At 71.4% G+C, this 26,002-nt stretch carries 24 protein-coding genes and 1 tRNA gene; 13 read left to right on the forward strand and 12 right to left on the reverse strand.

From position 1 onward, the window contains the following. Window positions 1-64: 64 nt before the first annotated feature. The 6 genes from addB to regB all read right to left on the reverse strand — a co-directional run bounded on the left by addB (window position 65) and on the right by regB (window position 8,316). Window positions 65-3,013: a double-strand break repair protein AddB gene (gene addB, locus RUMESO_RS21740; RefSeq protein WP_156363058.1), complete on the reverse strand. Its 2,949-nt coding sequence runs from the start codon at window positions 3,011-3,013 to the stop codon at window positions 65-67. Then, window positions 3,013-3,696, reverse strand: coding sequence for a nucleotidyltransferase family protein (locus RUMESO_RS21745; RefSeq protein WP_037283704.1), 684 nt, complete (start codon window positions 3,694-3,696; stop codon window positions 3,013-3,015). The genes addB and RUMESO_RS21745 overlap by 1 nt, the downstream gene beginning before the upstream one ends. Beyond that, window positions 3,693-4,664: an aminoglycoside phosphotransferase family protein gene (locus tag RUMESO_RS21750; protein WP_037283707.1), complete on the reverse strand. Its 972-nt coding sequence runs from the start codon at window positions 4,662-4,664 to the stop codon at window positions 3,693-3,695. Before RUMESO_RS21750 ends, RUMESO_RS21745 begins: the two co-directional genes overlap by 4 nt. After that, window positions 4,657-5,121 (reverse strand): tRNA (adenosine(37)-N6)-threonylcarbamoyltransferase complex ATPase subunit type 1 TsaE, encoded by a 465-nt coding sequence (gene tsaE, locus RUMESO_RS21755; RefSeq protein ID WP_037283709.1) that lies wholly within the window; start codon window positions 5,119-5,121, stop codon window positions 4,657-4,659. Before tsaE ends, RUMESO_RS21750 begins: the two co-directional genes overlap by 8 nt. Before the next feature lie 119 nt (window positions 5,122-5,240). Then, window positions 5,241-6,827: a PAS-domain containing protein gene (locus RUMESO_RS21760; RefSeq protein WP_051521595.1), complete on the reverse strand. Its 1,587-nt coding sequence runs from the start codon at window positions 6,825-6,827 to the stop codon at window positions 5,241-5,243. A gap of 130 nt (window positions 6,828-6,957) precedes the next feature. Next, a complete protein-coding gene (gene regB, locus RUMESO_RS21765; RefSeq protein WP_245639379.1) occupies window positions 6,958-8,316 on the reverse strand; it encodes a sensor histidine kinase RegB in 1,359 nt (452 codons plus the stop codon). An 86-nt stretch (window positions 8,317-8,402) separates the two neighbouring features. Here regB and RUMESO_RS21770 point away from each other — a divergent pair, with 86 nt between their 5' ends. Both RUMESO_RS21770 and RUMESO_RS21775 read left to right on the forward strand, forming a co-directional pair. Further along, entirely contained in the window at window positions 8,403-9,026 is a 624-nt protein-coding gene (locus RUMESO_RS21770) for an SCO family protein (RefSeq protein ID WP_037283711.1), read from the forward strand. 41 nt (window positions 9,027-9,067) lie between these two features. Next, complete coding sequence (locus RUMESO_RS21775; protein WP_037283713.1) at window positions 9,068-9,652, forward strand: ActR/PrrA/RegA family redox response regulator transcription factor; 585 nt, start codon at window positions 9,068-9,070, stop codon at window positions 9,650-9,652. Between the two features lie 41 nt (window positions 9,653-9,693). Here RUMESO_RS21775 and RUMESO_RS21780 read toward each other — a convergent pair whose 3' ends face one another. Next, window positions 9,694-10,278, reverse strand: coding sequence for an HD domain-containing protein (locus RUMESO_RS21780; protein WP_037283715.1), 585 nt, complete (start codon window positions 10,276-10,278; stop codon window positions 9,694-9,696). A 116-nt stretch (window positions 10,279-10,394) separates the two neighbouring features. Between RUMESO_RS21780 and ahcY the strand changes: the two genes are divergently transcribed. After that, window positions 10,395-11,801, forward strand: coding sequence for an adenosylhomocysteinase (ahcY, locus tag RUMESO_RS21785; RefSeq protein WP_037283718.1), 1,407 nt, complete (start codon window positions 10,395-10,397; stop codon window positions 11,799-11,801). A gap of 61 nt (window positions 11,802-11,862) precedes the next feature. Beyond that, on the forward strand, window positions 11,863-12,060 hold the full coding sequence (locus RUMESO_RS21790) for a hypothetical protein (RefSeq protein ID WP_037283720.1): 198 nt from the start codon (window positions 11,863-11,865) through the stop codon (window positions 12,058-12,060). A 261-nt stretch (window positions 12,061-12,321) separates the two neighbouring features. Here RUMESO_RS21790 and RUMESO_RS21795 read toward each other — a convergent pair whose 3' ends face one another. The 3 genes from RUMESO_RS21795 to tsaD are packed head-to-tail and all read right to left on the reverse strand — an operon-like array spanning window position 12,322 to window position 14,825. Next, entirely contained in the window at window positions 12,322-12,741 is a 420-nt protein-coding gene (locus RUMESO_RS21795; protein WP_037283722.1) for an EVE domain-containing protein, read from the reverse strand. Between the two features lie 30 nt (window positions 12,742-12,771). Continuing rightward, the gene (locus RUMESO_RS21800) at window positions 12,772-13,734 is read right to left on the reverse strand and encodes an NAD(P)H-dependent glycerol-3-phosphate dehydrogenase (protein WP_245639380.1); all 963 of its coding nucleotides are present in this window, start codon (window positions 13,732-13,734) and stop codon (window positions 12,772-12,774) included. Beyond that, window positions 13,731-14,825: a tRNA (adenosine(37)-N6)-threonylcarbamoyltransferase complex transferase subunit TsaD gene (gene tsaD, locus RUMESO_RS21805; protein WP_037283724.1), complete on the reverse strand. Its 1,095-nt coding sequence runs from the start codon at window positions 14,823-14,825 to the stop codon at window positions 13,731-13,733. The genes RUMESO_RS21800 and tsaD overlap by 4 nt, the downstream gene beginning before the upstream one ends. A gap of 90 nt (window positions 14,826-14,915) precedes the next feature. Here tsaD and RUMESO_RS21810 point away from each other — a divergent pair, with 90 nt between their 5' ends. From RUMESO_RS21810 to RUMESO_RS24685, 5 genes are all read left to right on the forward strand, one after another. Beyond that, complete coding sequence (locus RUMESO_RS21810; protein ID WP_037283725.1) at window positions 14,916-15,629, forward strand: uroporphyrinogen-III synthase; 714 nt, start codon at window positions 14,916-14,918, stop codon at window positions 15,627-15,629. Window positions 15,630-15,701: 72 nt separating this feature from the next. Continuing rightward, window positions 15,702-17,417: a COG4223 family protein gene (locus tag RUMESO_RS21815; RefSeq protein WP_037283727.1), complete on the forward strand. Its 1,716-nt coding sequence runs from the start codon at window positions 15,702-15,704 to the stop codon at window positions 17,415-17,417. A 36-nt stretch (window positions 17,418-17,453) separates the two neighbouring features. Next, window positions 17,454-18,911, forward strand: a complete 1,458-nt coding sequence (locus RUMESO_RS21820; protein ID WP_037283729.1) for a heme biosynthesis protein HemY — start codon at window positions 17,454-17,456, stop codon at window positions 18,909-18,911. Window positions 18,912-18,952: 41 nt separating this feature from the next. After that, window positions 18,953-19,028, forward strand: a tRNA-Thr gene (locus tag RUMESO_RS21825). A 165-nt stretch (window positions 19,029-19,193) separates the two neighbouring features. Further along, window positions 19,194-19,544, forward strand: coding sequence for an Arm DNA-binding domain-containing protein (locus tag RUMESO_RS24685; protein ID WP_281177597.1), 351 nt, complete (start codon window positions 19,194-19,196; stop codon window positions 19,542-19,544). 1,141 nt (window positions 19,545-20,685) lie between these two features. Here the strand turns inward: RUMESO_RS24685 and RUMESO_RS21830 are convergent. Then, window positions 20,686-22,194, reverse strand: a complete 1,509-nt coding sequence (locus RUMESO_RS21830) for a glucose/sorbosone family PQQ-dependent dehydrogenase (RefSeq protein ID WP_211262964.1) — start codon at window positions 22,192-22,194, stop codon at window positions 20,686-20,688. Window positions 22,195-22,645: 451 nt separating this feature from the next. On the opposite strand from RUMESO_RS21830, the gene RUMESO_RS21835 reads away from it, so the two are divergent. Both RUMESO_RS21835 and RUMESO_RS21840 read left to right on the forward strand, forming a co-directional pair. Beyond that, window positions 22,646-23,914, forward strand: coding sequence for a M20 family metallopeptidase (locus tag RUMESO_RS21835; protein WP_037283833.1), 1,269 nt, complete (start codon window positions 22,646-22,648; stop codon window positions 23,912-23,914). Window positions 23,915-24,050: 136 nt separating this feature from the next. Further along, entirely contained in the window at window positions 24,051-24,719 is a 669-nt protein-coding gene (locus tag RUMESO_RS21840) for a trimeric intracellular cation channel family protein (RefSeq protein ID WP_037283731.1), read from the forward strand. A 254-nt stretch (window positions 24,720-24,973) separates the two neighbouring features. Here RUMESO_RS21840 and RUMESO_RS21845 read toward each other — a convergent pair whose 3' ends face one another. Continuing rightward, window positions 24,974-25,471: an AI-2E family transporter gene (locus RUMESO_RS21845; RefSeq protein WP_037283733.1), complete on the reverse strand. Its 498-nt coding sequence runs from the start codon at window positions 25,469-25,471 to the stop codon at window positions 24,974-24,976. 60 nt (window positions 25,472-25,531) lie between these two features. On the opposite strand from RUMESO_RS21845, the gene RUMESO_RS26635 reads away from it, so the two are divergent. Next, a complete protein-coding gene (locus RUMESO_RS26635) occupies window positions 25,532-25,720 on the forward strand; it encodes a hypothetical protein (protein WP_211262965.1) in 189 nt (62 codons plus the stop codon). Between the two features lie 18 nt (window positions 25,721-25,738). Beyond that, on the forward strand, window positions 25,739-25,933 hold the full coding sequence (locus tag RUMESO_RS26640) for a DUF308 domain-containing protein (protein ID WP_211262966.1): 195 nt from the start codon (window positions 25,739-25,741) through the stop codon (window positions 25,931-25,933). Window positions 25,934-26,002 lie beyond the last annotated feature (69 nt).

Here is a 26,002-nt window from a genome sequence, read left to right on the forward strand (position 1 = left end):
AGCTCGGGCGGGCGCGGTCATGCGGGAGAGGGCCGGGTCTTGGGGTGCGTCTGGGGCGACGCTATCAGGCCATGTCCTCCGGCGTCACGGGGGTCGCATGATCCCATTCGCCGTAGCGTGCAAGATGGTCATGGTCGCCTTCCCAATCCTCCTTCTCGACCGCCATGCGGGCAGAGAAGCCGCGGGAGGGGTCCATCCAGGCGGCGAGGAGGATCTGGAGCTCGGACCAGACCTGATCGGTCGTGATCTCGGACAGGGGAGCCTTCACGATGGTGGGCTTGGAGCCCAGGCCTACGAAGGCGGCGTCCGCGACCTTGACCGTTCCGAGCGCCCCGAAGGCGCCGCGCTCGGCCATGGCGGCCATCAGGAGGAGTTGCTTGGCGAACTGCTTCTGCTGCTTCTCGGTCGGAACCTGCCCGGTCTTGTAGTCGAGGATGACCGCCTCGCCGCCGGGGGTGAGGTCGATGCGGTCGGCCTTGGCGACGAGAGTGATCCCCAGGGCGGGCAGCTCGATCTCGCCCTTGGTCTCGAAGAGCTTGGGCTGGCCTTTGGCGCGGCGCTCGGCTTCGGTTTCCAGGAACCATGGTGCGACCTTGGCGAGGTGCGCGAGCCAGAGGCGACGCATGACGGGCCAGGCACAATCCGTCTCGAAGACCTCGGAGGCAGTTTGCAGGAGTTGCAGGGACGCTCCGGGAGCATCCGGGGCCACGCCTGCCTCGATGAACTTCTCCAGCGCCTTGTGCATGACGGTGCCGCGCAATGGTGCATCAGGCTCGGCGGTGAGGGGGTCGAGGGCAGGGAGGCGCAGGATCGTCTCGGCGTAGACCGAGTAGGGATCGCGGCGGAGCCGCTCGATGGCCGTGACGGAGATGCGCCGGGGCCGGTGTGCGATCGGAGGGCGCGGCGAGGGACGGGGCGCCGGGTCCTGCCGCGTCACCGGGCGCGCGAGAGCGGTCGCCTTGCCGAGCCAAGCGTCGCCGCGCGACTTCATCGCCTCGATGGCCTCGAGGCCGCCCTGGAGCGGCAGGCCCTCCAGCAGGTTCAGGAGGCGGTTGAGCCAGCGCGAGGGGACGGTCGGCGCCTCGTCGGTGCGGACGGCGCGGGTGATCCAGGCCTCGGGGGCGGCCAGCGCCAGCATGTAGTCGAGCGCGGCCTGGCCGATCTGCCGCTCGGGGAGCGGCAGGCTGGCGGCCCCGCGCAGGCGGCGGTTGAGCCAGGGGTCCACCGGGGCGGCGGGGGGCCAGACGCCCTCGTTCATGCCGCCGAGAATCACGAGGTCGGCGCCTTGCGCCCGCGCCTCCAGGGTCCCCCAGATCAGCGCGCGGGGATGGCCCCGGTCGCGGTCGCGCACCTCGGCCTGGGCGAGGACGCCGCCGAAGAGGCTCGCGTAGTCGCGGGGCGAGAGGCGGCCGCCCGCGTCGGCGTGGCGCTTGAGTTCGGCGCAGACCTTGCGGGCCTCGCGCCCGGCGGCCTCCTGCCAGAGTGGGTTGGGCGTCTCGGACGCGCCGGAGCCAAGGGCGAAGGCCTCGGTCAGGGCAACGTGGTCGGCGACGTGCTCGACGAGGGTATGGTCGTGGTCTGGCCGCAGCCGGGCGAGGAGAGATGCGAGCCAATCGGCCCACCCGGCGACGCCCGGGTCCTGGGCGAGGCGCTGGGCGGCGAAGGCGCGGATCGTGCCCGGCTCAGGCGCCGGTGGGCCCTTGCGGCGGAGCTGGAGTTCCAGCTCGTGCGTGCGGCGGAGGTGCGGGCCCCGGTCGGACCCGGCGTGGCAGAGCGGGTGCTTGAGGAGCGACAGGAGCGATTCGCCCGTGGGCCGCGCGCCGCGCAGGTCCGCGATCTGGCGCAGGAGGCGGCCGGGGGGCGAGAGCGGGAGCGGCTCGCCCGCGCTGTCGTCGGGGACCACGCCCCAGCGGTCGAGCGCCGCCGCCACGGCGCGCGAGAGCGTCCGGTCGGGCGTCACGAGGGCGCAAGTGCGCCCCTCCTCGATGGCTTGCCGCATCCGGAGCGCGACCGCCTCGGCCTCGGCGCGCGGCGAGGGCGCCTCGAGGAGCGTGAGGTTCTCGCAGGCGGGGGCGAGCGGGCCGAGCGATGGGCCCTCGGAGAGCCACTGGTCCGTCACGGGGGGCGGGCGCAGCGAGAGGGAGACGAGCCGCGCCCGGGGCGGGCAGGGTGTCGGCGTGGAGGTCCAGGGCAGGATCTCTCCGGGCGCGAGGCCCAGTCGGCTCAACAGGCAGGCGTAGAGGAACTGCGGATGATCCTCGCCGTTCAGCGCGCCGTCGTCTTGAAGCCGCGTCCAGATCGGCTCGGGCAGGTCGGTGTCGAAGCCGGGCAGGACCACGGCGCCCTGGGGCAGCCGCGCCACCAGTTCCATGAGCCGCATGGTGGCTCCGCGCGACCCGGTGGCGCCCGCGACGATCACCGGGTCCGAGGGCGGCTCGGTGAGCCAGAGGCGCTCCAGCCGTTCGGTGACGCGGCGCATCCGGGCGTCGCCGTCGGGGGCGCCCTCGGCCTCGAACCAGGGCTCGAGGATACGGAGGAACTTGACCGAGCGCGCCCAGTGGCCGGACAGGTCCGCCACGTCGAGGCCCGCGATGGCCGAGGGGGGCACGCCCTCGCCCTGCATCTCTTCCATGAGATCCGCGAGGCTGTCGGACAGGTCGAAGAGCCGGGCGCGGGGCGCGAGGTCGGGCTCGCGCGCCAAGAGCGCGGCGATGAGCTGGGAGAGCTCCAGCCTCCGGCGAAGCGCGGGGACGGGGGGCGGGAGGTCGGCGCCGATCGGGTCGAGCGCCACCTCCGAGACGAGGCGGAGGCGCGGGACCAGCCGGGGGCCGCCCGCGTCGAAGGCCTCGCGCAGGTGGCGCTGCATCCGCCGGGTCGGGACGTAGATGGTGACGCGGGCCCAGGCCTCGGGCGCGGCGCCGTCCAGCCGGTCGGCGAGGCCGCGCAGCAGCCCGGTCGCGAAGTCGGTGCCGGGGGGCAGCGTGAAGAGGCGGGGGCCGGGGGCGTCGAACATCAGCGGGCCTCCTCGCGCAGGAGATCCTCGGCCAGGGCGAGGTTCTCGGGCCGGCCGACGTCGCACCACCGGCCCTCGTGGACGAGGCCGAAGAGCCCGCCACACGCGGCGGCGCGGTCCCAGAGGCGGTTGAGCGAGAAGACGGTCTCGGGAATCTCGGCCAGCCCTTCGGTGCGGAGGATCTGGGCGCCGGTATAGACGTACGAGGTCCCGCGCGCGAGGCGTCCCGTCGCGTCGAGGTCGAAGTCCCCCGCCCCCGCGTAGCCCAGCGCCCGCTCGCGCGGGACGAGGAGGAGGAGCGCCTCCATCCCGGGCCTCCAGGCGCGGGCCAGGGCGGCGAGGGGGTTGGGGCCGGACCAGGCGGCGTCGCTGTTCAGGGTCCAGACCGGGCCTTCGCCCAGGAGCGGCAGCGCCGCCTTGAGGCCGCCCCCGGTCTCGAGGAGTTGCGCGGTCTCGTCGGCGATGCGGACGGGCTCATGCGAGAGATGGGCGCGGAGCTGGTCGGCCCTGTAATGGACGTTGACGACGATGGGGTCGGCCCCGGCCTCCTTGGCGTAGGCGAGCGCCGGGTCGATGAGCGGACGGCCCGCGACCTCGATCAGCGGCTTGGGGCGGTCCGCCGTCAGCGCCCCCATGCGGGTGCCGAGGCCGGCCGCGAAGATCATGGCGGCGCGTGGGATCATGCGGGGACCTCGGGCGGCGGGACGGCGGCGCGGACGGACGGCTCCAGGCGTCGCAGCGCCGGATGGGCGAGATCGCCCTGGATATGTGCCCAGACGCGAGGAAGGAGGGCGAGATAGCCGGGCTTGCCCCTCTCGCGGGCGAGGCGGGCGAAGATTCCGAGGATGCGGAGGTTCCGTTGCAGGCCCAGCACCGCTGTCGCGGCGGCGACGCGGCCTTCGGAACGGCCGGTGAGGTCGGCGAAGCGGCGGGTCATGGCGGCCCTGAGCTCCGCGTCGGTGTCGCGGCGGGCGTCGCGCAGGAGGGAGGTCAGGTCGTATTCCGGGGGCGCCAGCACGGCGTCCTGGAAGTCGAGGAGACCCAGGCGGTCGGTGCCCTCGCGCTCGGGACGCCAGACGAGGTTCTCGGCGTGGTAGTCGCGCAGGGAGAGCACTGTCGCCTCGGGGGCATGCGTCTCCAGCGCCTCGCGCAGGCGGCCGGCGAGCTCGGCCGCGAGGCGGGGGTCGGTGCCGGGGGCGTAGTGCTCGAAGAGGGGCGCGATCATGCCGGCCGCGCGGGTGGGCGTCAGGGCCACGAGGCCTTCGGGCGGCGGCGCGGGCTGGAGTCGCACCAGCACGTCGATGGCGCCGCCATAGAGGAGCGGGGCCTCGCCGGGATGATCGGAGAGCCAGGCGGCCATGTGGGTCGGGCCCAGGTCCTCGAGGAGGAGGAGGCCCTCGCCTTCGGCCAGCACCTCGGGCGCCCGGAGGCCCAGCGCCCGCAGATGCGCGCCGATGCGGAGGAAGGGGACGAGCGAGGCGGGCTCGGCGCGGGCGTCCATCAGGATGGCGGTGCGGCCGTCCGGGGCACGGAGCCGCTCGTAGCGGCGGCCCGAGGCGTCGCCGGCCAGCGGCACCCGCGCCCAGCCCGCGGCGGGGGAAGCCGCGACGAAGGCGATGCAGGGATCGGGGTGGAGCGCGGCGTCAACCATGAAGGTCCTCCAGGCGGGGGGCCCAGGCGGGCGGACCCGAGAAGATGGCGGCGCGTCCTTCCCCCTCGGGCACGAGGTCGAGCCGAAGGGCCGAGGCCGGGATCAAGGGACCGAGGCGGTCGGGCCATTCGATCAGGCAGATGGCGTCCTCCAGCGCGGCGAGCAGGCCGAGCTCCACCACCTCGTCGGGATGCGAGAGGCGATAGAGGTCGGCGTGCCAGAGCGTGCCTTCACCTGCGCCGTAGGTCTGGACCAAGGTGAAGGTGGGAGAGGGGACCTCGGCCTCCGGATCCCCGAGCCGCGCGCGGATCAGGGCCCGGGCGAAGGCGGACTTTCCGGCGCCCACGGGACCCGAGAGGAGGACCGCGTCCCCGGGCACGAGCCGGGGGGCCAGGAGACCGGCGAGGGCCGCGGTCTCGGCCTCGGTGGAAAGGTGGATGGGTCCGGCGAGCACCATGGGCCGAACCTACGCAGGCCGGCCGAGAGCCGCCAGCCCTTGTTCTGCCGGCTTCGGGCGCGGGCCATTCCGACGATGCGGGGACACTCGCCTCCCGGATGCCGGGCTCGGCTGAGCCGTCAGGCCGGCTCCGTCCGGCGGGCCGAGTCATGGGGCGCAAGGGCCTCGTCTTCGGGTCGATCACGTCCGACACTCCCCTGGAACCTCACCAGGAGGGCGCCGTGGGGCAGGGGTGCCGCACGCATGGCGAGCTTGCGGCCATCCAGGAGCCGAACCTGCTCCTCGATCGGCGTCGGACGATCCGGCGCCAGGTTCTCGAGCCTGCTCCAGGCGGAGCTGGGATGGCAGCCAGCCTTCCAGCGGGCGACCTCGTCGGCCAGAGCCTTGTCCGGCATGGCCGAAGAGGAAGGTCCCCAGAGCCCTTCGTAGGTCGCGCTCGACAGGAAGAGCCCTCCGGCGGGCGAGAAGACGGCCACGGCCTCGTCCAAGGCGTCGAGGACGTCGCGCATCGTGTCGACCTCGGTCCGGATGCGACGGGCGAGGCCCACCTCTCCACTGATGTCCTCGAACAGGAAGGCCAGGGCGCCGTCCGGGTGGGGGCGCCCCGTTACCCTCCAGGTCTGGCCGCCGGGGAGGGTCCAGGTTTCACGGTACTCCCCCTGCGCCGCGGCGGCTTCGAGGGCGGCGACGCTTTCGCGCCAGGAGGCGTAGTCGCGCGGCTCCGGAAGGATCCGGGCATCGCGGAGACGGTCGAGGACAGCCTGCACGAGGGGGCGGCCGCTCAGGAACTCGATGGGCAGGCCGGTGAGGTCGAGGAAGGCCGGGTTGAAGAGCACGAGGCGCCGGTCGCGGTCGAAGACCGCGAGGCCGGTGGCGAGATGCGCGAAGGTCTTGGCCAGGGTCTGCACGAAATGAAGCCGCGTGACCTCGGCCTGCACGAGACTCGTCACGTCCGTGGCGAAGTGGAGGCTCCCCGGGCCGCGCCGGACGCTGGTCACGTCGTACCAGAGCGGCTCCTCGCTGTCGGGCGAGGCGAGGGCCAGGCGCTCCTGCAGCGGTCGGCCTTCGGCGAGGTCGGTGGGCGAATCCCATAGAGGCTGCACCGGCCAGGCTGCCCGTGCGACAGTCGCGCCATCCGGGTCCCCGGGCCGAACGCTCGCGATGTCGGCGAGGGCAAGATAGGCCCGGTTCGCCCAGGTGAGCTCGCCCCGCACATCCAGAGTCCAGATGGGATGCGGCGAGTCCTCCGCGAGGCCGCGGAGGAGCTGGAGCTCCTCCCGAGCGGCGTCGAAGGCCAGCGTATCGATCGCGGAGGCCCCGACCCCGTCGGGACGGAGGGTCAGGCGGAGGGCGCCGCCTTCCTCGGCCACCTCGACCGCGCCGGCACCGTTGGGGGAGGCGAGCGAGAGCCGACCGCCGGATGGCAGCTCGGCGAGCCGCGGTCCCAGGTCGGGCCCGAAGCCACGCTCCAGGAGCCGCAGCACCTTCGCGAGGTCCGGTCCTCCCTCGGGCTGCCCACGCAGGAGCCGGCGCGCGGCCGGGGTGGCATCGACAAGGTCCTGTCCCTCGAACAGGAAGACGATCGGATCGGACCGGCGCCTAGCGACAACGGGTGGCCTTCTCGTCCACAGCGTCAGGCCCCAGACGATGAGGAGAGCCCCCGAGAATGCGAAGATCCCCGCGCCGATCGCGTCGAGCAAGTGCATCACCGCCTGCCCTCCGGGCTTGCCTCCGGGCGCGACCCTGGCAGGGATTGGTTAACGCCGAGTTAACGTCGTGCCCGGCGCGGGCCTCCGCCCTGTGGAGTGTGGCGGATTTGCAAGGACCGCCCCGGTCTCAGGAGAGGTGCGCGTGCTCGGCCCCTTCGCCGGGGGCGACGGCGGATCGGGGCCAAGCCACGACCGCCACGGCGCCCCCAGCGGCGTCATTGGCGAAGGTGAGCCGTGCGCCGGTGCGTTCGAGCAGGGACTTGGCGATGAAGAGGCCCAGTCCCATCCCTTCGTAGCCCGGGCGCTCGGCCGGTCCTGTCTCCTGCGGCCGTGCGCCGGGTCGGCCGCGCATGAAGGGGTCGCCGATGCGGTCGAGGAGAGCGGGCTCGAACCCCGGGCCATCGTCTCGGATGCGCACGGACAGGCGCTCGGGCGTCCAGTCGAGGCGGATCTCGACCCGGGAGCGGGCGAAGTCCACCGCATTCTGCACAAGGTTGCGCAAGCCATGGACGATCTCGGGTCGGCGGGGAATCTCGGGCTGTCGGCCCTCGGCGACGACGATCTCGACGGCCTTGCCGCGGTCGAGGTGGGGCTCGGCGGCCTCGCGCAGGACGGCCTCGAAGGGCGCGCGGTCGAGGTAGGAGTCGCGTCGGCCCGCCCGCCCCATGGCCCGCAGGATGTCGCGGCAGCGGTCCGCCTGGGCGTGAAGGAGCTCGGCATCCTCCCTGAGGTCGGCGAGGTCGGGACGGTCCCCGAGCTCCTCCATCATCTCGCCCGACACCAGCTTGATGGTGGCGAGCGGCGTGCCGAGCTCGTGCGCCGCGGCGGCGACCACGCCGTCGAGGTCCGAGAGGCGCTGCGCGCGGTGGAGCGCGAGCTGGGTGGCCGTCAGGGCCTCGCTCATGGCGGTCATCTCGGCCGTGACCTGGCGGGCGTAGAAGCCGAGGAAGCCCACGCCGATGGCCAAGGCGACCCAGAAGCCCCAGAGGAACAGCCGGGGCGTCTCGAGCGGCCCGTCGGCCGTCACGACGGGTACATGCCAAGGCCCGATGGCGGTGATCACCGCCAGCGTCAGGCCGCCCAGCACGAGGGTGCTGCGCGTGTGCAGGATGCTCGCGGCGATGGTGACGGGAGCGAGGAGAAGCACCGCGAAGGGGTTGTTGAGCCCGCCGGTCAGCGCCAGCAGCAGGCCCAGTTGAAGGATGTCGAAGGTAAGGAAGAGCGTGGCCTCCCGCTCCGTCAGGCGGCGCGTGCGGGGCGCGGTGAGGGCGGCCACGAGGTTCACCAGGACCGAGGCGCCGATGGCGAGCGAGGCCGCGCCGGTGGCGATCTCCAGCTCGATGACCTGCGTCGCAACCACCAGGGCCGCGACCTGGCCCGCAATGGCCACCCAGCGCAGGACGGTGAGGGTCCGCAGCGGCACCCAGTCGCGCGGGCGCGCGAGGCCCAGGGGGTCGGGCGGGAAGGGGGAATCCGGATCGAGCACGGCCGAGCTCCCTTGCGGCGGTTGGGCGCATTGCTATGGACCCGGGACGGGCCGATCTAGCCCGGAACAGCTAGGAGGGATCGGGCATGCGGACCAGCACCATCGCCGTCGTGGCCGGCGCCGTGGCGGTCGTCGGGGTCGCGGGCATGGCCCTGGCGCCGCGCCTGCTGGGCTCGGACGACGCCTTCGCCGACTGCCGCGGCGGGCAAGTGGCCGGGGGGGACCTCGGAGGCCCCTTCACGCTCGTGAACGGGGCGGGACAGGCGGTGACGGACCAGGAGGTGTTCACCGAACCCTCGATCCTCTATTTCGGCTATACCTCCTGTCCCGATGTCTGTCCGCTCGACATGGCGCGCAACGCCCAGGCGGCGGACATCCTGCGGGAGCGCGGCATCGAGGTCACTCCGGTCTTCGTCTCGGTGGACCCCGCGAGGGACACCCCGGACGTGGTCGGAGCCTATGCGAGGAACTTCGGCGAGGACGCGATCGGCCTGACCGGCAGCCCCGAGCAGGTCGATGCGGCGGCCAAGGCCTATCGGGTGCTCTACGCCAAGCAGGACGACGATCCGGAGTACTACTCGGTGCAGCACTCGGCCTTCAGCTACCTCGTGCTCCCGGGAGTGGGCTTCGTCGACTTCGTGAACCGGGACGAGACCCCAGAAGGCCTGGCCGATCGGATGCAGTGCTTCGCCGAGGCGGCCGGCGCCTGAGGCGCGTTGACGCAGGATGGCCATGGCCTATTCTCGGGCCCATGGCTCCCGAAGGTTCCGTTCCCGCTCCCGACACCGCCCCCGAAGCTCTCGAGCTCGGGCCGGATCCGTCGCTCCTGCTTGTCGACGACGACGAGGCGTTCCTGCGGCGGCTCGGCCGGGCCATGGAGCGGCGGGGCTTCCAGGTGACGATGGCCGGGTCCGTGGCTCAGGCGGTCGAGGCGATCGCGGCCCATCCGCCGGCCTACGCGGTGGTGGACCTGCGGCTCGGCGACGGCAACGGGCTCGACGTGGTCGAGAGGCTGCGCGAGCGGCGGGACGATGCCCGGGTCATCGTGCTCACCGGCTACGGGGCCATCGCCAGCGCCGTGGCGGCGGTGAAGATCGGCGCCATCGACTACCTGTCGAAGCCCGCGGACGCGGCCGAGGTCACCCAGGCGCTGCTTGCGCAGGGCGGCGACCTGCCCGAGCCGCCGGAGAACCCCATGAGCGCGGACCGCGTGCGCTGGGAGCACATCCAGCGCGTCTACGAGATGTGCGACCGCAACGTCTACGAGACGGCGCGGCGACTCGGGATGCACCGACGGACGCTCCAACGCATCCTGGCTAAGCGCAGTCCAAGGTAGGCCGGCGTTTCACGTGAAACAGCCTCATCAAGGGGCCCAGGTCAGCCGGTCGTCAGGTCGGCGTGGCGAGCCAGGAAGGCAGCCCTCGCCTCCATGGGAGGCCGGAGGCGGATCTCCAGGCCGGCGAGGACCCCCTCCGGCGGACGTCCGAAGATCCGGTCGGCCTCGGAAACCGAGAACCCTGCGATGCGCGTGGCCTCGAGCCAGGCGCTCACCTTGTCGGCGCGCTTGATCGCGGCCTTGACCTCGCGCGGGAGCGTGGCCGGTAAGCCGAAGCGCAGGTGCACGGCTTGGGCAAGCCTCGCGTCGAGCGCGCCATAGCCCTCGCCCAGCACGGCCTTCACCGGGGAGATCATGTCGCCGATGACATATTCGGGGGCGTCGTGGAGCAGCGCCGCCAACCGCCAGCGGGAGGACGGCTCAGGGGCGTTGGCCCCGAATATCGCCTCGACGAGGAGGGAGTGCTCGGCCACCGAATAGGGCCAGTCGCCCCGGGTCTGGCCGTTCCAGCGCGCGACGAAGGCGAGGCCATGGGCGATGTCCTCGATCTCCACGTCCAGCGGCGTGGGGTCGAGCAGGTCGAGCCGCCGGCCCGAGAGCATCCGCTGCCATGCGCGCCTGACCATCCCGTCCTCCTCCGTCCTCCTCGCGATCTAGCGGTGCCCGGAGCGGAAGGCCAAGTGCGTTGCCGACAAGGCCGCCGGATGCTAAGTCGCCCCGCCACAGCCCCAGAGGATCCGCCATGCCGCTCGACAAGTCTCAGGACCATATCGTCAAGGACCTTGGCCTCGCGGCCTTCGGGCGCAAGGAGCTCGCCATCGCCGAGACCGAGATGCCGGGCCTCATGGCGCTGCGCGAGGAGTTCGGGGCGACGAAGCCTCTCAAGGGCGCGCGCATCGCGGGCTCGCTGCACATGACGATCCAGACGGCGGTGCTGATCGAGACGCTGGTCGAGCTCGGCGCCGAGGTGCGCTGGGCCTCCTGCAACATCTTCTCGACCCAAGACCATGCGGCGGCGGCCATCGCCGAGCGCGGCATCCCGGTCTTCGCCGTCAAGGGCGAGACGCTGGAAGAGTACTGGGCCTACACGGACCGGATCTTCGCGTTCCCCGAGGGGACCTGCAACATGATCCTGGACGACGGCGGCGACGCGACGCTCTATGTCCTCTTGGGCGCGCGGGTCGAGAACGGCGAGGCCGACCTCATCGCGGTGCCGACCTCGGACGAGGAGGTCTGCCTCTTCAACCAGATCCGGAAGCGCATGGCCGAGGAGCCCGGCTGGTTCACTAGGCAGCGCGACGCGATCCGCGGCGTCACCGAGGAGACCACGACGGGCGTCAAGCGCCTCTACGACCTGCACAGGAAGGGGCTGCTGCCCTTCCCGGCGATCAACGTCAACGACTCGGTCACCAAGTCCAAGTTCGACAACAAGTACGGCTGCAAGGAGTCGCTCGTCGACGGCATCCGGCGGGCCACCGACACGATGATGGCCGGCAAGGTCGCGGTGGTCTGCGGCTATGGCGACGTGGGCAAGGGCTCGGCGGCCTCGCTGCGGGGCGCGGGCGCGCGGGTGAAGGTGACCGAGGTCGACCCGATCTGCGCGCTGCAGGCGGCGATGGACGGCTACGAGGTCACGCTCCTCGAGGACGAGGTCGGGACGGCCGACATCTTCATCACCACGACCGGCAACAAGGACGTGATCCGGCTCGAGCACATGCGGGCGATGAAGGACATGGCCATCGTCGGCAACATCGGCCACTTCGACAACGAGATCCAGGTCGCCGCGCTCCGCAACCACAAGTGGACCAACATCAAGGAGCAGGTGGACATGATCGAGATGCCTTCGGGCAATCGCATCATCCTCCTGTCCGAAGGACGGCTCCTCAACCTCGGCAACGCCACGGGGCACCCGAGCTTCGTGATGTCGGCCTCCTTCTCGAACCAGGTGCTCGCGCAGATCGAGCTCTGGACGAAGCAGGGCGACTACGCGCCGGGCGTCTACATCCTGCCCAAGCAGCTCGATGAGAAGGTCGCGCGGCTGCACCTCATGAAGATCGGAGCGAAGCTCACCGAGCTCAAGAAGGATCAGGCCGACTACATCGGCGTGACCGTCGAGGGGCCGTTCAAGCCTGAGCATTACCGCTATTGACGGGCTGGCCGGGCAGGGCCCTGATCCTAGGTCAGGGCTCGACCCCGTTCGGAGACCGCCGATGTCGCGCCTATTCCTCGTCCTCGGCATCCTGATGATCGCCTCCGGCCTCCTTTGGGCCGCGCAGGGGAGCGGGCTGTTCCCCTATCCGGCGCAGAGCTTCATGATCGACTCGCGCCCTTGGATCGGCTGGGGGTTCCTCATGGTCTTGGCCGGCGGGCTGGTCCTCTGGGCGTCGCGATGGCGATCGGGGCGCTGAGAGGGCGTCCGGGCACGTCCTAGTGGGAAGGCTGAGGACGCAGCTTCCCCTACCCCGCCGGGCGGCGACCCAGGGACAAGATCACCTTGGCAGAGACAGGTTAAGAACCGGTAAATGGGCGCGCGAAACATCGCGGCGAGGAACCTCGTTAGGCTCCTCGCTTCGGACGGTCGGCTCGTCCTCGCGCTGATCACCGCGAAATGGCCTGCCTGTGGGCGCTCCGAGGCCGGAGTTCGGCGGCCGTCCGAGTTCCGTTGCGCGTCAGGGCTCCGTGCCGCCCAGGGTGCAGATGCGATGCCACTCCTCGGGCGTGACCGGCTGGACGGAGAGGCGGCTGTTCTTGACCAGCACCATGTCCGCGAGGGCCGGCTCGGACCGGATCGCGTCCAGCGTCACCGGGCGGGCGAAGGGACGCAGGGCCCGGACATCCACGCAGTCCCAGCGCGGGTCGTCCGAGGTCGAGTCGGGGTGGCAGGAGGCCGTGACCTCCACGATGCCGACGATCTCGCGCCCCTTCTGGGAGTGGTAGAAGAAGCCGAGGTCCCCGGGCTGCATGGTCCGCATGTGGTTGCGCGCCTGGTAGTTGCGCACGCCGTGCCACTCGCCGCCCGCCTCGCCGAGCGCCACCTGCTCATTCCAGCCGAAGACGTCCGGCTCGGACTTGAAGAGCCAGTAGGCCATGTTCTTCCCCTTCGCTGTCCCGGCCCCGTCCTATTCCGCCTTGAGCGGCCGGTCGAGGAGCGCGCGCACCGCCGAACCTACATCGATGTGGCCCTCCACCAGCGCGGCCACGGCGTCGGTCACGGGAAGGTCGATCCCGAGCCTTTGGCCGAGCCGGGCCGCGGCCAGGGCGGTCGCGGCCCCTTCCACCGTGACGCCGGGCTCGAAGGACTCCCCGCGCCCGAGGTGGAGGCCGTAACGGTAGTTGCGTGAGCCTTCGGACATCGCCGTGAGCACGAGGTCGCCCAAGCCGGACAGGCCCATCAGTGTTCCATCCTCGGCCCCGCAGACCAGCGCCAGACGCCGCATCTCGGCGAAGCCGCGCGTCAGAAGCGCCGCCCGGGCCGACTCGCCGAAGCCGCCCCCCAGGCAGGCGCCGCAGGCGATCGCCACGACGTTCTTGAGGGCGCCGCCGAGCTCCGCGCCGACGAGGTCGGTCGTGCGGTAGAGCCGGAGCACGGGCGTGGACAGGAGGGCCTGAAGCCGTGTGCCCTCCTCGGGGTCGGCGCAGGCGAGGGTCAGAGCGGTCGGCAGCCCCCTCGCGATGTCGGCCGCGAAGCTGGGGCCGGTCAGCACCAGCGGTCGGGCCGACGGGATGGCATGGGCGATGACAGCGGTCGGGCCTTCCAGGGTCTCGAGGTCGATGCCCTTGCCGCAGGCCACGAGGGGCTTTTCGGCGAGAGCCTCGGCATGATCGGCGAGGAAGCCCCGAAGGGCTTGGGCCGGGACGGCCAGCAGGAGGATGTCGGCCCGTTCCAGCGCGGCGGGATCGGAGGTCACGTCCAGAGCCGGGGGCAGCGGGACGGCGAGAAGCCTGGGATTGCTGCGGGTTCCGGAGAGACGAGCCATGGCCGGTCCGTCCCGCCCCCAGAGGGTGACCTCGCGGGTGCCCGAGAGGGCCACCGCCAGCGCCGTCCCGAAGGCGCCCGCGCCGGCGACGACGATCCCGCTCACGACTTGGCTCCCTTCTTCCCCGCCCCGATCAACGGCGCCGCACGGTCGTCGAGCGGCCAGCGCGGGCGTGCGACGATGGCGGGATCGGGTGGCAGGCCTGCGCGCGCGCGCTCGATGCCGGCCCAGGCGATCATGGCGGCGTTGTCGGTGCAGAGCAGGAGGGGAGGCGCCACGAAGGCCACGCCCTCCCGTTCGCAGAGGTCAGCAAGGCGCGCCCGGATCAACCCGTTGGCGGCCACCCCGCCCGCCACGGCAAAGGCGGGCCGCTCGGGCCGGTCGGCGAGGTAGAGCGCCAGCGCCCGGCGCGACTTCTCGGTCAGGATGTCGGCCACAGCGGCCTGGAAGGCCGCGCAGAGGTTCCGCCGGTCGCTCTCGCGCAGGCCGCCCGCTTCGGCCACCAGGGCGTCGCGGGCCCGCAGCGCGGCGGTCTTGAGGCCGGAGAAGGACAAGTCGCAGCCCGGCCGGTCGAGGAGCGGACGGGGCAGGGGGATGCGGGTCGGGTCGCCGGCCTGCGCCTCGCGCTCCACCGCCGGGCCGCCGGGCTGGGGCAGGCCCAGGAGCTTGGCGACCTTGTCGAAGGCCTCGCCGGGGGCGTCGTCGATGGTGCCGCCGAGGCGGTGGAAGCGGTCGGGGCCCTGGACGATCAGGAACTGGCAATGTCCCCCGGAGACGAGGAGCATCAGATAGGGGAAGGTCAGGCCCTCGGTCAGCCGCGGCGTGAGCGCGTGTCCGGCAAGGTGGTTCACGCCCCAGAGCGGCAGGCGGGCGGCGGCCCCTAGTCCCTTGGCCGTCATCACCCCCGCGAGGACCCCGCCGATCAGGCCGGGTCCCGCCGTGACGGCGATGCCGTCGAGATCGGGGAGGTCGAGACCCGCCTCGGCCAGCGCCTTCTCCACGCAGAGGTCGAGGACCTCGGCATGGGCGCGGGCGGCGATCTCGGGCACCACGCCGCCGAAGGCCGCATGAAGCCGTCCCTGGCCGCGCACCACCGAGGACAGGACCCGCGCCCCGTCCCGGTCGTGACGCACCAAGGCGGCGGCGCTGTCGTCGCAGCTCGATTCGATGCCGAGAAAGGTGAGCGGCCTGTCCATGTCCTTCGGTCCCTGGCCCGCGAGGCTGGCCTTCGCATGGCCCGCCCGCGTAGCATCCGGGCGGCCCCTGGACAAGGAAAGGATGACGGCATGGACGGCACCGCTCGCCTGTTGCTCACGCGGCCCGAGCCGGCCGCGCGCCGCTTCCTCGCGGCCTGCGAGGCGGTGCGGGGCCGACCCATCCCGGCCATACTGAGCCCCATCCTGGAGATCCGGCCGGTCGAGGTCCGCCTGGCCGAGTTGCCGGCGGCGCTGATCCTCACCTCCGAGAACGGCGTCGCGCGGGCGCGGGAGATCGGGCTCGGAGGGTGTCCCGCCTGGTGCGTCGGGCCCCGCACGGCGGAGGCGGCGCGGGCCGCGGGCTTCCAGGCCATCGAGGCCGGGCCGGATGCCGAGGGCCTCGTGGCCGCGCTGCTCGCGGCCCGGCCCGAGGGTCCACTTCTCCATCTGCGGGGCGAGCACGCGCGGGGCGACGTCGCCGAGCGGCTGCGGGGGGCCGGGCTCGACGCCCGCGAGGTCGTGGCCTATCGGCAGGACGCCCTTCCTCCATCGGCCGGGGCCCGGGCGGCGCTCGACGGCGCGGGCCCGCTGGTCGCGCCGCTCTTCTCGCCCCGGAGCGCCGCGATGCTGGCGACCTGGTCCCCCCGCGCGCCGCTGCATGTCGTCGCGATGAGCGAGGCCGTGGCCGAGGCGGCGCGCGCCATGACCCCCGACCGGCTCCGGGTCGCGCCTTCGCCGGAAGCCGGGGCCATGGTCGGGATCACGCTCGACATGCTTGCCGCCTTGGACGCGAGCGCGGCTTGAGGAGAAGGGACGACCGGTTTAGGTAGCGGGTCGCCACAGCGGTCCGCAGGGACCCCAAGCGAAGGATCGATCATGGCGCGCAAGGCGGGCCCCGGCGACGGGGCAGAGGACGCCCCGGAGGGGCGCGCGGACCTCACCCCGGAGGAGGGGAGCCGCCTGTCGGATGCGCGCATCGCCGAGGTTCCGGAGGCGGGCGCCGGGCTGCATCTCTCCAGCCCCGGAGAGGATGCGCGGATCGAGGCGCTGTCCGAGGAGGGGCTGTCCGCTCTCCCGCCAGAGGAGCCTCGGGCCGGCGAGGCGCCTTCGCCCGACGACCAGGTGTCGTCGTCGGGCCCGGAAGGCTCGTCGGTGTTTTCCGGGGACTGGCGGCAGGGAGGGTTCGGCGAGGCCCGGAACCAGGGAATCGCCGGACAGGCCGGCCCGACGACTCCGGAGGCCGGGAGCGGGGCGTCCGATGCGCAGGGGTTCGGAGGGAGGGACGATTCGGACCCTCTCGGGCGGACGAGCCCCCTCGACGCGGCGGATGCCGCAGGCTCCTTCGCTGCGACGCCGACCGCCCCCGAGCGGCTCGGGACCGCTCCGCCCGCTCCGCCTCCCTCGCGGCGGCGAGGCGGGTTCGGGGCGTTGCTTCTCGGCGGCATGATCGCCGCGGCCCTGGGCTTCGGCGCGGCTTGGCTTGCCCATGACCGGCTGGGCCTGTTCCCGGCCCGGCTTCCGGCCGATCTGGAGGAACGGCTCGCTGCCCTCGAGACGCGTCCGACGTCGGATGCTGAGGCGCTCGGTCCCCGCGTGGCCGAGCTGGAAACGCGACTGACGTCCCTCGAGGAGGCGCCCGCGCCGACCGCCGGGCCCGCGCCCGCCGTGGATCTGGAGCCCCTCCGGCAGGAGGTGGCCCAAGACATCGAGGAAGCCCGCACCCGCGCGGCCGAACTCGAGCAGCGCATCGCCGCGCTCGAGGCCCGGCCCGCAGCCCCGACGGGCGAGGAGGCTCCCTTGGGTGCGATCGCGCCCGAGGCCGGTCCGGCGGTCCAGGCCGGCCCGACCACCGACCCCGAGGCCCTACGTCAGGACATCGTCGGTGCCCTCGAGCCCCGCGTCGCGGAGACCGAGGCCGGGCTGGCGGACGTCAGGAGGGCCCTCGCCGAGGCGCAGGCGAGCCTCGATGCCCTTGCCGGGCGGCTCGATCAGGCCGAGACCCAGAGCGCCAGCGCCGCCGAGGAGGCGCAGGCTGCCGCGGCGAGCTTGGCCGAAGCCCAGACCCGCGCCGCCACCGCCGAGACCCAGGCTCGGGCGCGGACCGCGCTTGGCGAGCTGGAAGCTGCCTTCGATGCGGGTCAGTCCCTGGAGGCTCCCCTCGCCGACCTCGCCGCCACGGGCGTGACCGTGCCGGACGCCCTGACCCAGGTCGCCGCCGACGGCGTGCCGACCCTGGCCGAACTTCGGGACGGCTTCCCGGACGCCGCGCGCGCCGCGTTGGAGGCGGCTCGTGGGGAGGGGCTTCTGGACGACGGAGGCGGCGTGATGGGCTTCCTTCGGAACCAGCTCTCGGTCCGTTCGGTGAGCCCCCGCGATGGATCGGACCCCGACGCCGTGCTGTCGCGCGCCGAGGCCCAGCTTTCGGAAGGGCATCTCGATGCCGCGCTGGCCGAGGTCGACTCATTGCCCGAACCGGTGCGCGCCGCGATGGCGGATTGGCTCGCCCAGGCCCAGACCCGCGCTCAGGCCGGAGCCGCCCTTGCCGACCTCCGCGACACCCTTCCCGCTCCCGAGGCTCCCCCGGCCGACTGACGGCCCCTCCGACACAACCGAAAGGCCCGGCCCACCATGCTATGGTCCCTCCTGAAACTCCTCGCCTTCGTCGCGGTCGTGGCCGGGCTCACCATCGGCGGCGCCTACCTGATGGAGCAGGGAGGCGGCGCGGTGATCGCCATGGGGGGCTACGAGGTGAGCCTCACCCCCCTGCAGCTCGCCATCGGGGTCCTGCTGCTCGTGGCCGTGGTCTGGGTGCTGCTCAAGCTCCTGGGGCTCCTGGGCGCGGTGCTGCGCTTCGTCAACGGCGACAACAACGCCTTGTCCCGCCACTTCTCGCGCCGCCGCGAGAGGAAGGGCCTCGAGGCGCTCACCGATGCCGCGGTGGCGCTCGCCTCGGGCGAGGGCAAGGCCGCGCTCGCCCGCGCCACGCAGGCCAACCGCTACCTCGACCAGCCCGAGCTGACGCAGGTCCTGATCGCGCAGGCAGCCGAGATGACGGGCGACACGGCCCGCGCCGAGGAGACCTACAAGCTCCTCGCCCGTCATGAGCGGACGCGCTTCGCCGGCATCCGGGGACTGCTGCGCCAAAGGCTGGCCCAGGGCGACGACGTGACCGCCCTGCGGCTTGCGGAGCGGGCCTTCGAGCTCAACCCCCGCCACGCCGAGACGCAGGACGTGCTCCTGCGACTCCAGGCCGAATCGCACGACTGGGCGGGGGCGCGGCGGACGCTGGGCGCGCAACTCAAGTCCGGCGCCCTGCCGCGCGACGTCCACAAGCGGCGCGACGCGGTGCTGGCGCTGAGCCAGGCCGCCGACGTGATCGACGACAGCAAGAGCATCGAGGCCCGCGAGGCCGCCATCGAGGCCAATCGCCTGTCGCCGGACCTGATCCCGGCGGCGGTCATGGCGGCGCGCGGATACATCGCCGCCCACAACGGCCGCTACGCCGCGCGGGTGCTGCGCAAGGCCTGGGACGTGCAGCCCCATCCCGACCTCGCCGCCGCCTTCGCCGAGATCGTCCCGGAGGAGTCCCCGCAGGAACGCCTGCGCCGCTTCCAGGCGCTGACCTCGCTCCGCCCCGAGCATCCCGAGACGCGGATGCTCCTCGCGGAGCTTCTGATCGCCGCCGAGGACTTCGCAGGCGCGCGTCGGGCCCTGGGCGACCTTCCCGAGACGCAACCCACCGGGCGCAATCTCACGCTGATGGCCGCGATCGCGCGGGGACAGGGGGAGGACGAGGCCACCGTGCGCGGCTGGCTCACGCGGGCCCTGGCCGCGCCGCGCGGGCCGCAGTGGGTGTGCGACAACTGCGGGCGCATCCACCCGCAGTGGGTCCCGGTCTGCGCCAACTGCCATGCCTTCGACACGCTGAGCTGGAAGACGCCGCCGGCCGAGGCCTCGCTGCCGGGTGGCGTGGAGATGCTGCCGTTGCTTGTCCGGGACGGCGCGGGCCCGTCGCGCGCCTCCTCGGGGCCCGAGGATTCGGACGCCACGGAAGCACGGATTCCGGCCTCGGCTCCGCCAAGTTAGGACTTCCCCCTTCCGCAGGGGGGTGCTAAGAGCCGCCCGGCGCCGCAGTAGCTCAGCTGGTAGAGCACGTCATTCGTAATGATGGGGTCGGGGGTTCGAGTCCCTTCTGCGGCACCACTGATCTGTTCGTCGAGACCCGGCAACGATCGATAAAGACCTTGAATATATGTAGTTTTGGAGCCACTTCGTCCGTGGCTGTCCGGCTTTGTTCGCCCATAGCCACCGCGAACTGGGGGCCTTTCGGGCAAGCGCGGTTTGGGGGCCGACAGGGCGCTGACGGACGTGGCGGTGCGGAGCGCGAAGCCGCGCGACAAGGACTACAAGCTCACGGACAGCGCCGGGCTCTACCTGCTGGTCGCGCCCTCCGGGGGCAAGCTCTGGCGGCTCAAGTATCGGATGCACGGGGTTGAGCGGAAGCTGGCGCTGGGACGCTATCCCGAGATGGCCTTAAGCGAGGCGCGCAAGGCTCGGGACGCGGCGCGAGAGGAGGCGAGGACCCTTCTGTCCTCAAGCGGCGCCAGCGGATCGGGGCCAAGATCGCGGTCGGGACCACCTTCGGAGCCGTGTCGCGCACCACTTGATCTGACTAGAGCTGGGCAGGTCACGAACCTGGGTTTCAAGCCCCTGATCTGATACACCCTTTCGTCCATCCAGAGTTGCTGGGTGGGGCTGCCTGCGTGAGATCGGCAAGAGCACATCGCCTGAGCCTTGTCGGTCGGATCCCTGACATGATGTCAGGTCCCCGACGAGTTGGCCTAGAAACCCATATGCGTCGCCATCTGCGGCCACGAGAGGATCTCGTGGATCGTCAGAGGATGGCTGACAGCGGTGAAGCAGGTCGCCGACATACTCGTAGATCGCTTCAGGCTCCTGCCGAGCCGAGGAGGGGCAAACCCGAACCCGGCCAGCGGACAGGTTCGCAAAGTTCCTGGCGCGCCTAGACGGCTTGGTCCGAAGTCGACTTCGACCGGGCGGTCTGGACCGTCTCAGCGTCGCACATGACGGGAGTCGTGGAGCACGCGGTCGCATAGTCCTGCTCTGCTCGACAGTTTCGGAAGACCCTGGGCGGGGTGAAGACCGGCGGCCTTCTAGAAGGATAGCCAACCCCGTCCGACGCGGCCATGGCGATGCTTCCTCACCGGCTCATGTCCGCTGTGACAGCGGACGGCTTCCGCAACGCGTCTCGTGACTGGTGCAGAGAGGAGGCAAGCTTTCCGCACGAGGCCGCCGAGCAGGCGCACCCCACATCGTCGGCGACGAGATGGAATGCGCTCACCCTCGTGGCGATGCGTTCAGGAAGCGACGCGAGCTCATGGAGGCGCCGTGGACGTGTCCGGAGGGTTCTCCGACCGCCCTGACCGAAGGGGAAGTGCTTGATCGTCACCGGCCCGCACGAGCGATATCCCAGCCCTAAGCTGGGAGTGCATGATTCCTGGGGCCCTTGGCCTTGCGGTCCTGCATCTGCGGGAGATGGCCGAGCAGGGGGGCTCCCGTCCGACCGCGCGAGAACGATAGGGCTTGCCCTGACGCGCGCAGAGCGTCGACCGCGACCCGCGCCGGGCCACGAGGGCACTCCATCGAGTGGTAGGGAGGCTGGACCGGGCTGGGCGGAGCGAGGCCGATCCCGTGCGCCGGGCGAGACGCGAGATCGAAGCAAACCTCGCCTTCTTGAGCTGCTCCCCTGGCTTGACCCCCCGGAACAGGAGGCATGGCGAGCCTTCTGTCGGGACGTTCATCCGTGCCCAGGACGTGAGCGCAGATTCCGCGGCTTCGGTCAGCCTCCGTTGCCGGTATCCACGTCGCTCTCGGGCGCGCTGGCATCCTCTCCGCCTGCAGCCGGGGTCGCCTCGCCCGTGTAGGTGAAGGCGAGGATCGCACCCGGGTTGGCCATCTGGTCGGTGGCGCCGCCCAGGGCGTCTCCGGCGAGCCCGCCCGTGTCGGTCGAGACGTAGATCGTCCGCCCGTCCGGGCTGATGGCGAGGTCGCGATAGCGGTTCACGGTGTCGAAGAGCCGGTCGGTGTCGCGGATCCAGTTCCCGTCCTCGGTGAGCTTGAAGCGGTAGACCGCCCCGCCCTTGAGCGAGGTGACGAGCAGCGAGCCGCCCCAGCCGGGGATCGCCCCATCCTCGGGGTAGAAGTCGAGGCCCGAGGGCGCGATCGAGGGCCGGCAGATGAAGAAGAGCTCGCCGCAGGCCGTGTCCTCGAGGTTCTGGCCGCTCGGGACCGTGAAGAGGGTCTTCAGGGGCTCGACGAAGTCTCCGTCCCAGTCGCTCTCCTCCTGGTGCGGCACGTCCGCAGGGACGGATTGGGCGTCGGTGAGGTTGGTCCAGGTCAGGGAGGCGCAGTCGGGTGCCGCCGACCAGTTCGCATAGGCATAGGACTGGTCGTCGCGGAAGCCCACGACGAAGGGCCAGCCGAAGTTGCCGCCCGACTGGAGCATGTTGATCTCGTCATCGGTGTTGGGGCCGTGCTCGGACTCGTAGATCTGCCCCTCGGGGCCAAAGACGATCCCCTGCGGGTTGCGGTGGCCGTAGGTGAAGACGTGGCTCCGCACGCCCTCGATCTCCGGGTTGTCGGGCGGGATCGAGCCGTCGAGCGCCATGCGCAGGACCTTGCCCTTATAGGCCGACCAGTCCTGGGCATCGACCTCGGCCTGGGTGGGTAGCCTTTGCGCCTCGATGGGCTTGCAGTAGTTGCCGAACTGGTTGGCGCCCTGCTCACCTTGCGTCCGGTAGAGCATCCCGTCCGGGCCGATGGCCAGCCGCCCGCCGTTGTGGTCGTTGCCGGCGGGGATGCCGGAGAGGAGCTCCTTGGGCTCGCCCAGGGTCTGGGCGTCGGCGTCCCAGGTCAGGCGGACGATCTTGGCGCGTGGGGCGTCCTGCTCGTCGCCATCCGCGGGCGTGCTGTCATAGGTGTAGGTGACGTAGACGTAGTCGTTCCCGCTCCCTTTGCCAAAGCCCGGGTCGAAGGCCAGGCCCAGCAGACCTTCGTGCTGCTGGTCGACCAGCACCTCGTCGAGGGTGATGGCGGGCTTGGCCTCGCCGGTCGCCGGATCGACGCGAGTCACGCGCTTGCCGGCTCGCTCGGTCACCCACAGCATGTCGTCAGGCCCCCAAGCCACTTCCCACGGACCTTCGAGCCCGGTGGCCAGGACCTTGCCCGAGAAGGTCTCGAGGGGGATAGCCTCTCCTGCTCCTGGCGCTGGAGCAGCCGCCTCCTGGGCAAAGGCCATCGGAATGAACGCGGTCATCCCTAGCACGGCGCTCAGAACTGTCCGTCCCATTGCTGCCTCCTTGGCATCGACAGCCAAGCCGCCAGGCAGGCTGCCGGAGCGGCAACGGGCGAAGGGCCATCACGTTCCCTAAGTCACCCATACGCTTGGTCCCGCGATCCCTTGCCTCGTATGATTTCAAGCGTCGAACAGAGCCAGGCGCCGAGAATGGAAGGGCCATGACACGGCCCCTTTTCCCTGACGACGTCCGGGCGACCATGGGGCCGCTTGTGCTATCGAAACGACTCAAGCCCAGGGCCAGGCGCCTCGACTGGAGGCGAGCCGCTTGGCTCAGCCGCTCTCCCTGAGGCCAACCGCCAGGACTGTCGCTTCGACGATCATGCCGCCCTCATCACTCGCGGCCGGGCTCTCACCTGACTCGACCGGATCAGGCGCTATTGTAATGTGCTGTCTGAGGCCGATCGCCGCCAAGGTTGCCGGCGAGCAGCCACTGGAGATCGTCATGGCCGGTTCCCGCACCAGCGCATCCGCTGTCCTGGGTGACCTGAGGACGCTGCTGCCCGATCTGGAAGCGCTCTACAAGGACATCCACTCTCACCCCGAGCTGTCCATGCAGGAGACGCGGACCTCGGGCATCGCCGCCGAACGTCTGAGGAACGCCGGCTATGAGGTGACCATGGGCGTCGGCAAGACGGGCGTCGTCGGGTTGCTTCGGAATGGCGAGGGACCGACCGTGATGCTGCGCGCTGACATGGACGCGTTGCCCATCGCAGAGGCCACCGGCCTTCCCTACGCGAGCAAGTCAACGGCGACGGATGCTCAAGGAAACGTCGTGCCCGTGGGTCACATGTGCGGCCACGACATCCATATCGCGTGGCTTGTCGGGGCGGCGACGTTGCTGTCGCAGGCGCGCAATACCTGGAGCGGCACCCTGATGGCCGTCTTCCAGCCGGGCGAGGAAACTGCGCAGGGCGCGCGCGCCATGATCGACGATGGCCTGCTCGACCGCTTCCCGACGCCGGATGTCGTGCTGGGCCAGCACGTCATGCTCGGGCCGGCGGGCACCGTCGCCGGCAGTGCCGGGCCGATCACCTCGGCGGCGGACAGCCTGGAGATCCGGCTGTTCGGGCGCGGCGCGCATGGATCGATGCCGCAGGCCAGCATCGACCCGGTCGTCATGGCGGCGTCCGTCGTCCTGCGTCTTCAGACCATCGTCTCGCGCGAGGTCGCCGCGACCGACGCGGCGGTGCTCACGGTGGGCGTGCTGCAGGCCGGCACCAAGGAGAACGTCATCCCCGACGAGGCCGTCATCAGGCTCAATGTGCGGACCTTCGACCCCGGAGTGCGCAAGCACGTGCTCGAGGCGATCGAGCGGATCGTCGATGCCGAGGCCGCGGCCTCAGGAGCCCCGCGCAAGCCGGAGATCACGCCGCTCGACCGTTACCCGCTGAACGTGAACGACGAGGCCGCGAGCAACCGGATCGCCGAGGCGTTCCGCAGCCATTTCTCGCCCGAGCGGGTCAAGCACACCGGGCCGGCGCCAGCCAGCGAGGACTTCGGCTGCTTCGGCACGGCCTGGCAGGTTCCCTCGGTGTTCTGGTTCGTTGGCGGCACCGACCCTGAGATCTATGCGAAGGCGAAAGCCGCAGGCAAGCTGAACGAGTTGCCGGTCAACCACAGCCCGCAGTTCGCGCCGGTCCTGCATCCCACGCTGGAAACCGGGGTCGAGGCGATGGTCGTGGGCACCCTGGCCTGGCTTGGCGCGACATGACCGCCCTGAGCCGGACTCGATATCGGGCGAATCGTCCTGCGGTAACACGGGGCGTCATGGCGTCATGCCCGTCGCATTCACCCCGGCCACCCTCAGACGTCCGCCTTGACATGCAAGGATCGTCGCGGGCGCGGGCATGATTGCCGTCGAGACCATCATACATGTGCTCGACCTGGGAGGCACGTTCGTCTTCGCGCTCAGCGGGGCGGTCGCGGCCGTCAATCGCCGGCTCGACGTCTTAGGCATCCTCGTGCTGTCCTTCGTGGCCGGGAACTTCGGCGGGATCACCCGGGATCTGCTGATCGGCGCGGCGCCGCCAGCCGCCCTGACCGACGGGCATTATCTCCTGGTCTCGGTCGTTGCCGGGCTCATCACCTTCTTCGCCTATGCCGGCGTCGACAGGCTGCGCAGTCCCGTGCTGCTGCTCGATGCGGTGGGGCTGGCGTTCTTCGCGGTCGCCGGGGCGCAGAAGGCGATCGAGTTCGGGCTGAGTCCGGTCATGTCGGCTCTTCTGGGCATGCTCACCGGCATCGGCGGCGGCATGACGCGCGACGTTCTCCTCGCGGAGATCCCGCAGGTGCTGCGGGCCGACCTCTACGCGGTCGCGGCGCTGGCGGGCGCGTCCATCGTCGTCCTTGGGGACAGGTTGGGCCTGTCCTATGGGATGTCGGCCCTGGCCGGAGGTGCCTTGTGCCTCGGCCTGCGCTTCATGGCCATCCAGCACCGCTGGCGTCTGCCGGTTGCGCATCTGTCCGCGCAAGGGCGCGCGGGCGTGGACCGGTCAGCCGATGAGGGGCCGCCCTGACACGCGGCTTTCCTTGGGACCGAGCGTGCCCTCGCGGCGATGCTGGGGGTCCGCGCCATGATCGAGGCCGGCGCCAGGCGTCGGCTCGACGCGGAGGGCAGCAGCCCGGTCATCGAGAGAGGCCGGGAGCCTGCCCGGACGAGCTTGGCCTCACGGGGTCTCCTCGGGCGTCCTGTTGGCTGGCAGTACCTGGGTCGGGGTCGAGGCAGTTGCCTGAGTGACCTGCCTCTCCGGCCTGGGGGACGCGGCTGGGCTCACGGGATGCGTTGCGGCGTCGGCACGAAGCGGAGCCGCACCGAGATGGCCACGAGCACTGCCGGCCCGCTGCCGATCCAAGTCCCGCTGTAGGGGATCACCGCCGTGATCGCGACCCAGGCGCCCAAGGCGAGCGGGTAGGGCACGCCGATGAGCCAGAGCGCCACCATCAGGGTTGCGAGGCTGCGCGGCAAGACTCGCGAGAGGCGGACCGGGACGGAGAGCACCAAGGCGATGGCGAAGCCGCCCACTGCCACAACGAGCATGATCGGGGCTTGCCAGAGGATCAGCGCCAGAGTGCCGAGGAGGGTCAGGACGAGCAGGTTGCGGGGCCTCGGGAGATCAGGATCGGCGTCGCCCGGCGAGGCCGGGCCGTGGGCAAGAGTGTCCGAGGTCGGCGAGGCGGTATCCAGTCGGAGGGAGCGGGTCGCATGGATGGGACCCGGCGAAATCCGTCTCGCAAGCGTGGGAACGCGAGGTCCAGCGAAGTGTTCCATGCGCGAAAGCCCTATCGCGGAGCCGTTCCGATGGTCGGAGCGGCGAACAGGAGGGGCACCATGGCCGATGTCGACCTTGGCTCCGACGCAGACACGCAGGCGTCGCTCCACTCCAGCCGGGGCTGGTCTGGCGCGCTGGGAAGCTTCCTTCTCGTCCTTGGGGTGCTCGCGGCCCTGAACCTCCTCTTGGCCGCTGTCGTCTTGGGCTTCCATGTCGGAGCGCTGATGATCCTGGGCGGCATCGCTTAGATCGGGCATGCGTTTCGGGTGAGGACCTGGGGCGGCTTCGCGCTCTGGATCGGGAGCCGGGTGATCTATGCCCTGGCCGGCATTCTCGCCTTCGCGAACCCACTCCTCGCGTCCAGCGCGCTGACGCTGATGATCGCCGTCTCGCTTCTTGTGGCTGGGGTCCTGCGGCTCATCGTAGGTCTGAGGGAGCGACCCCGGCGCGGGTGGGGGTAGGTGGTGGCAACCGGGCTCCTGGGCATTCTCACAAGGTTTGTCATCCTGGCTGGCTGGTCGGTGAACAGC

The organism is Rubellimicrobium mesophilum DSM 19309, assembly GCF_000600335.2.
Lineage (GTDB): Bacteria > Pseudomonadota > Alphaproteobacteria > Rhodobacterales > Rhodobacteraceae > Rubellimicrobium > Rubellimicrobium mesophilum.

What these genes read in the sequence shown, in the direction of transcription:
- addB (WP_156363058.1), bottom strand. Translation starts at nt 3,013, where the DNA reads ATGTTCGACGCCCCCGGCCCCCGCCTCTTCACGCTGCCCCCCGGCACC.
- RUMESO_RS21745 (WP_037283704.1), bottom strand. Translation starts at nt 3,696, where the DNA reads ATGATCCCACGCGCCGCCATGATCTTCGCGGCCGGCCTCGGCACCCGC.
- RUMESO_RS21750 (WP_037283707.1), bottom strand. Translation starts at nt 4,664, where the DNA reads ATGGTTGACGCCGCGCTCCACCCCGATCCCTGCATCGCCTTCGTCGCG.
- tsaE (WP_037283709.1), bottom strand. Translation starts at nt 5,121, where the DNA reads ATGGTGCTCGCCGGACCCATCCACCTTTCCACCGAGGCCGAGACCGCG.
- RUMESO_RS21760 (WP_051521595.1), bottom strand. Translation starts at nt 6,827, where the DNA reads ATGCACTTGCTCGACGCGATCGGCGCGGGGATCTTCGCATTCTCGGGG.
- RUMESO_RS21770 (WP_037283711.1), top strand. Translation starts at nt 8,403, where the DNA reads ATGCGGACCAGCACCATCGCCGTCGTGGCCGGCGCCGTGGCGGTCGTC.
- RUMESO_RS21775 (WP_037283713.1), top strand. Translation starts at nt 9,068, where the DNA reads ATGGCTCCCGAAGGTTCCGTTCCCGCTCCCGACACCGCCCCCGAAGCT.
- RUMESO_RS21780 (WP_037283715.1), bottom strand. Translation starts at nt 10,278, where the DNA reads ATGGTCAGGCGCGCATGGCAGCGGATGCTCTCGGGCCGGCGGCTCGAC.
- ahcY (WP_037283718.1), top strand. Translation starts at nt 10,395, where the DNA reads ATGCCGCTCGACAAGTCTCAGGACCATATCGTCAAGGACCTTGGCCTC.
- RUMESO_RS21790 (WP_037283720.1), top strand. Translation starts at nt 11,863, where the DNA reads ATGTCGCGCCTATTCCTCGTCCTCGGCATCCTGATGATCGCCTCCGGC.
- RUMESO_RS21795 (WP_037283722.1), bottom strand. Translation starts at nt 12,741, where the DNA reads ATGGCCTACTGGCTCTTCAAGTCCGAGCCGGACGTCTTCGGCTGGAAT.
- tsaD (WP_037283724.1), bottom strand. Translation starts at nt 14,825, where the DNA reads ATGGACAGGCCGCTCACCTTTCTCGGCATCGAATCGAGCTGCGACGAC.
- RUMESO_RS21810 (WP_037283725.1), top strand. Translation starts at nt 14,916, where the DNA reads ATGGACGGCACCGCTCGCCTGTTGCTCACGCGGCCCGAGCCGGCCGCG.
- RUMESO_RS21815 (WP_037283727.1), top strand. Translation starts at nt 15,702, where the DNA reads ATGGCGCGCAAGGCGGGCCCCGGCGACGGGGCAGAGGACGCCCCGGAG.
- RUMESO_RS21820 (WP_037283729.1), top strand. Translation starts at nt 17,454, where the DNA reads ATGCTATGGTCCCTCCTGAAACTCCTCGCCTTCGTCGCGGTCGTGGCC.
- RUMESO_RS21830 (WP_211262964.1), bottom strand. Translation starts at nt 22,194, where the DNA reads ATGGGACGGACAGTTCTGAGCGCCGTGCTAGGGATGACCGCGTTCATT.
- RUMESO_RS21835 (WP_037283833.1), top strand. Translation starts at nt 22,646, where the DNA reads ATGGCCGGTTCCCGCACCAGCGCATCCGCTGTCCTGGGTGACCTGAGG.
- RUMESO_RS21840 (WP_037283731.1), top strand. Translation starts at nt 24,051, where the DNA reads ATGATTGCCGTCGAGACCATCATACATGTGCTCGACCTGGGAGGCACG.
- RUMESO_RS21845 (WP_037283733.1), bottom strand. Translation starts at nt 25,471, where the DNA reads ATGGAACACTTCGCTGGACCTCGCGTTCCCACGCTTGCGAGACGGATT.
- RUMESO_RS26635 (WP_211262965.1), top strand. Translation starts at nt 25,532, where the DNA reads ATGGCCGATGTCGACCTTGGCTCCGACGCAGACACGCAGGCGTCGCTC.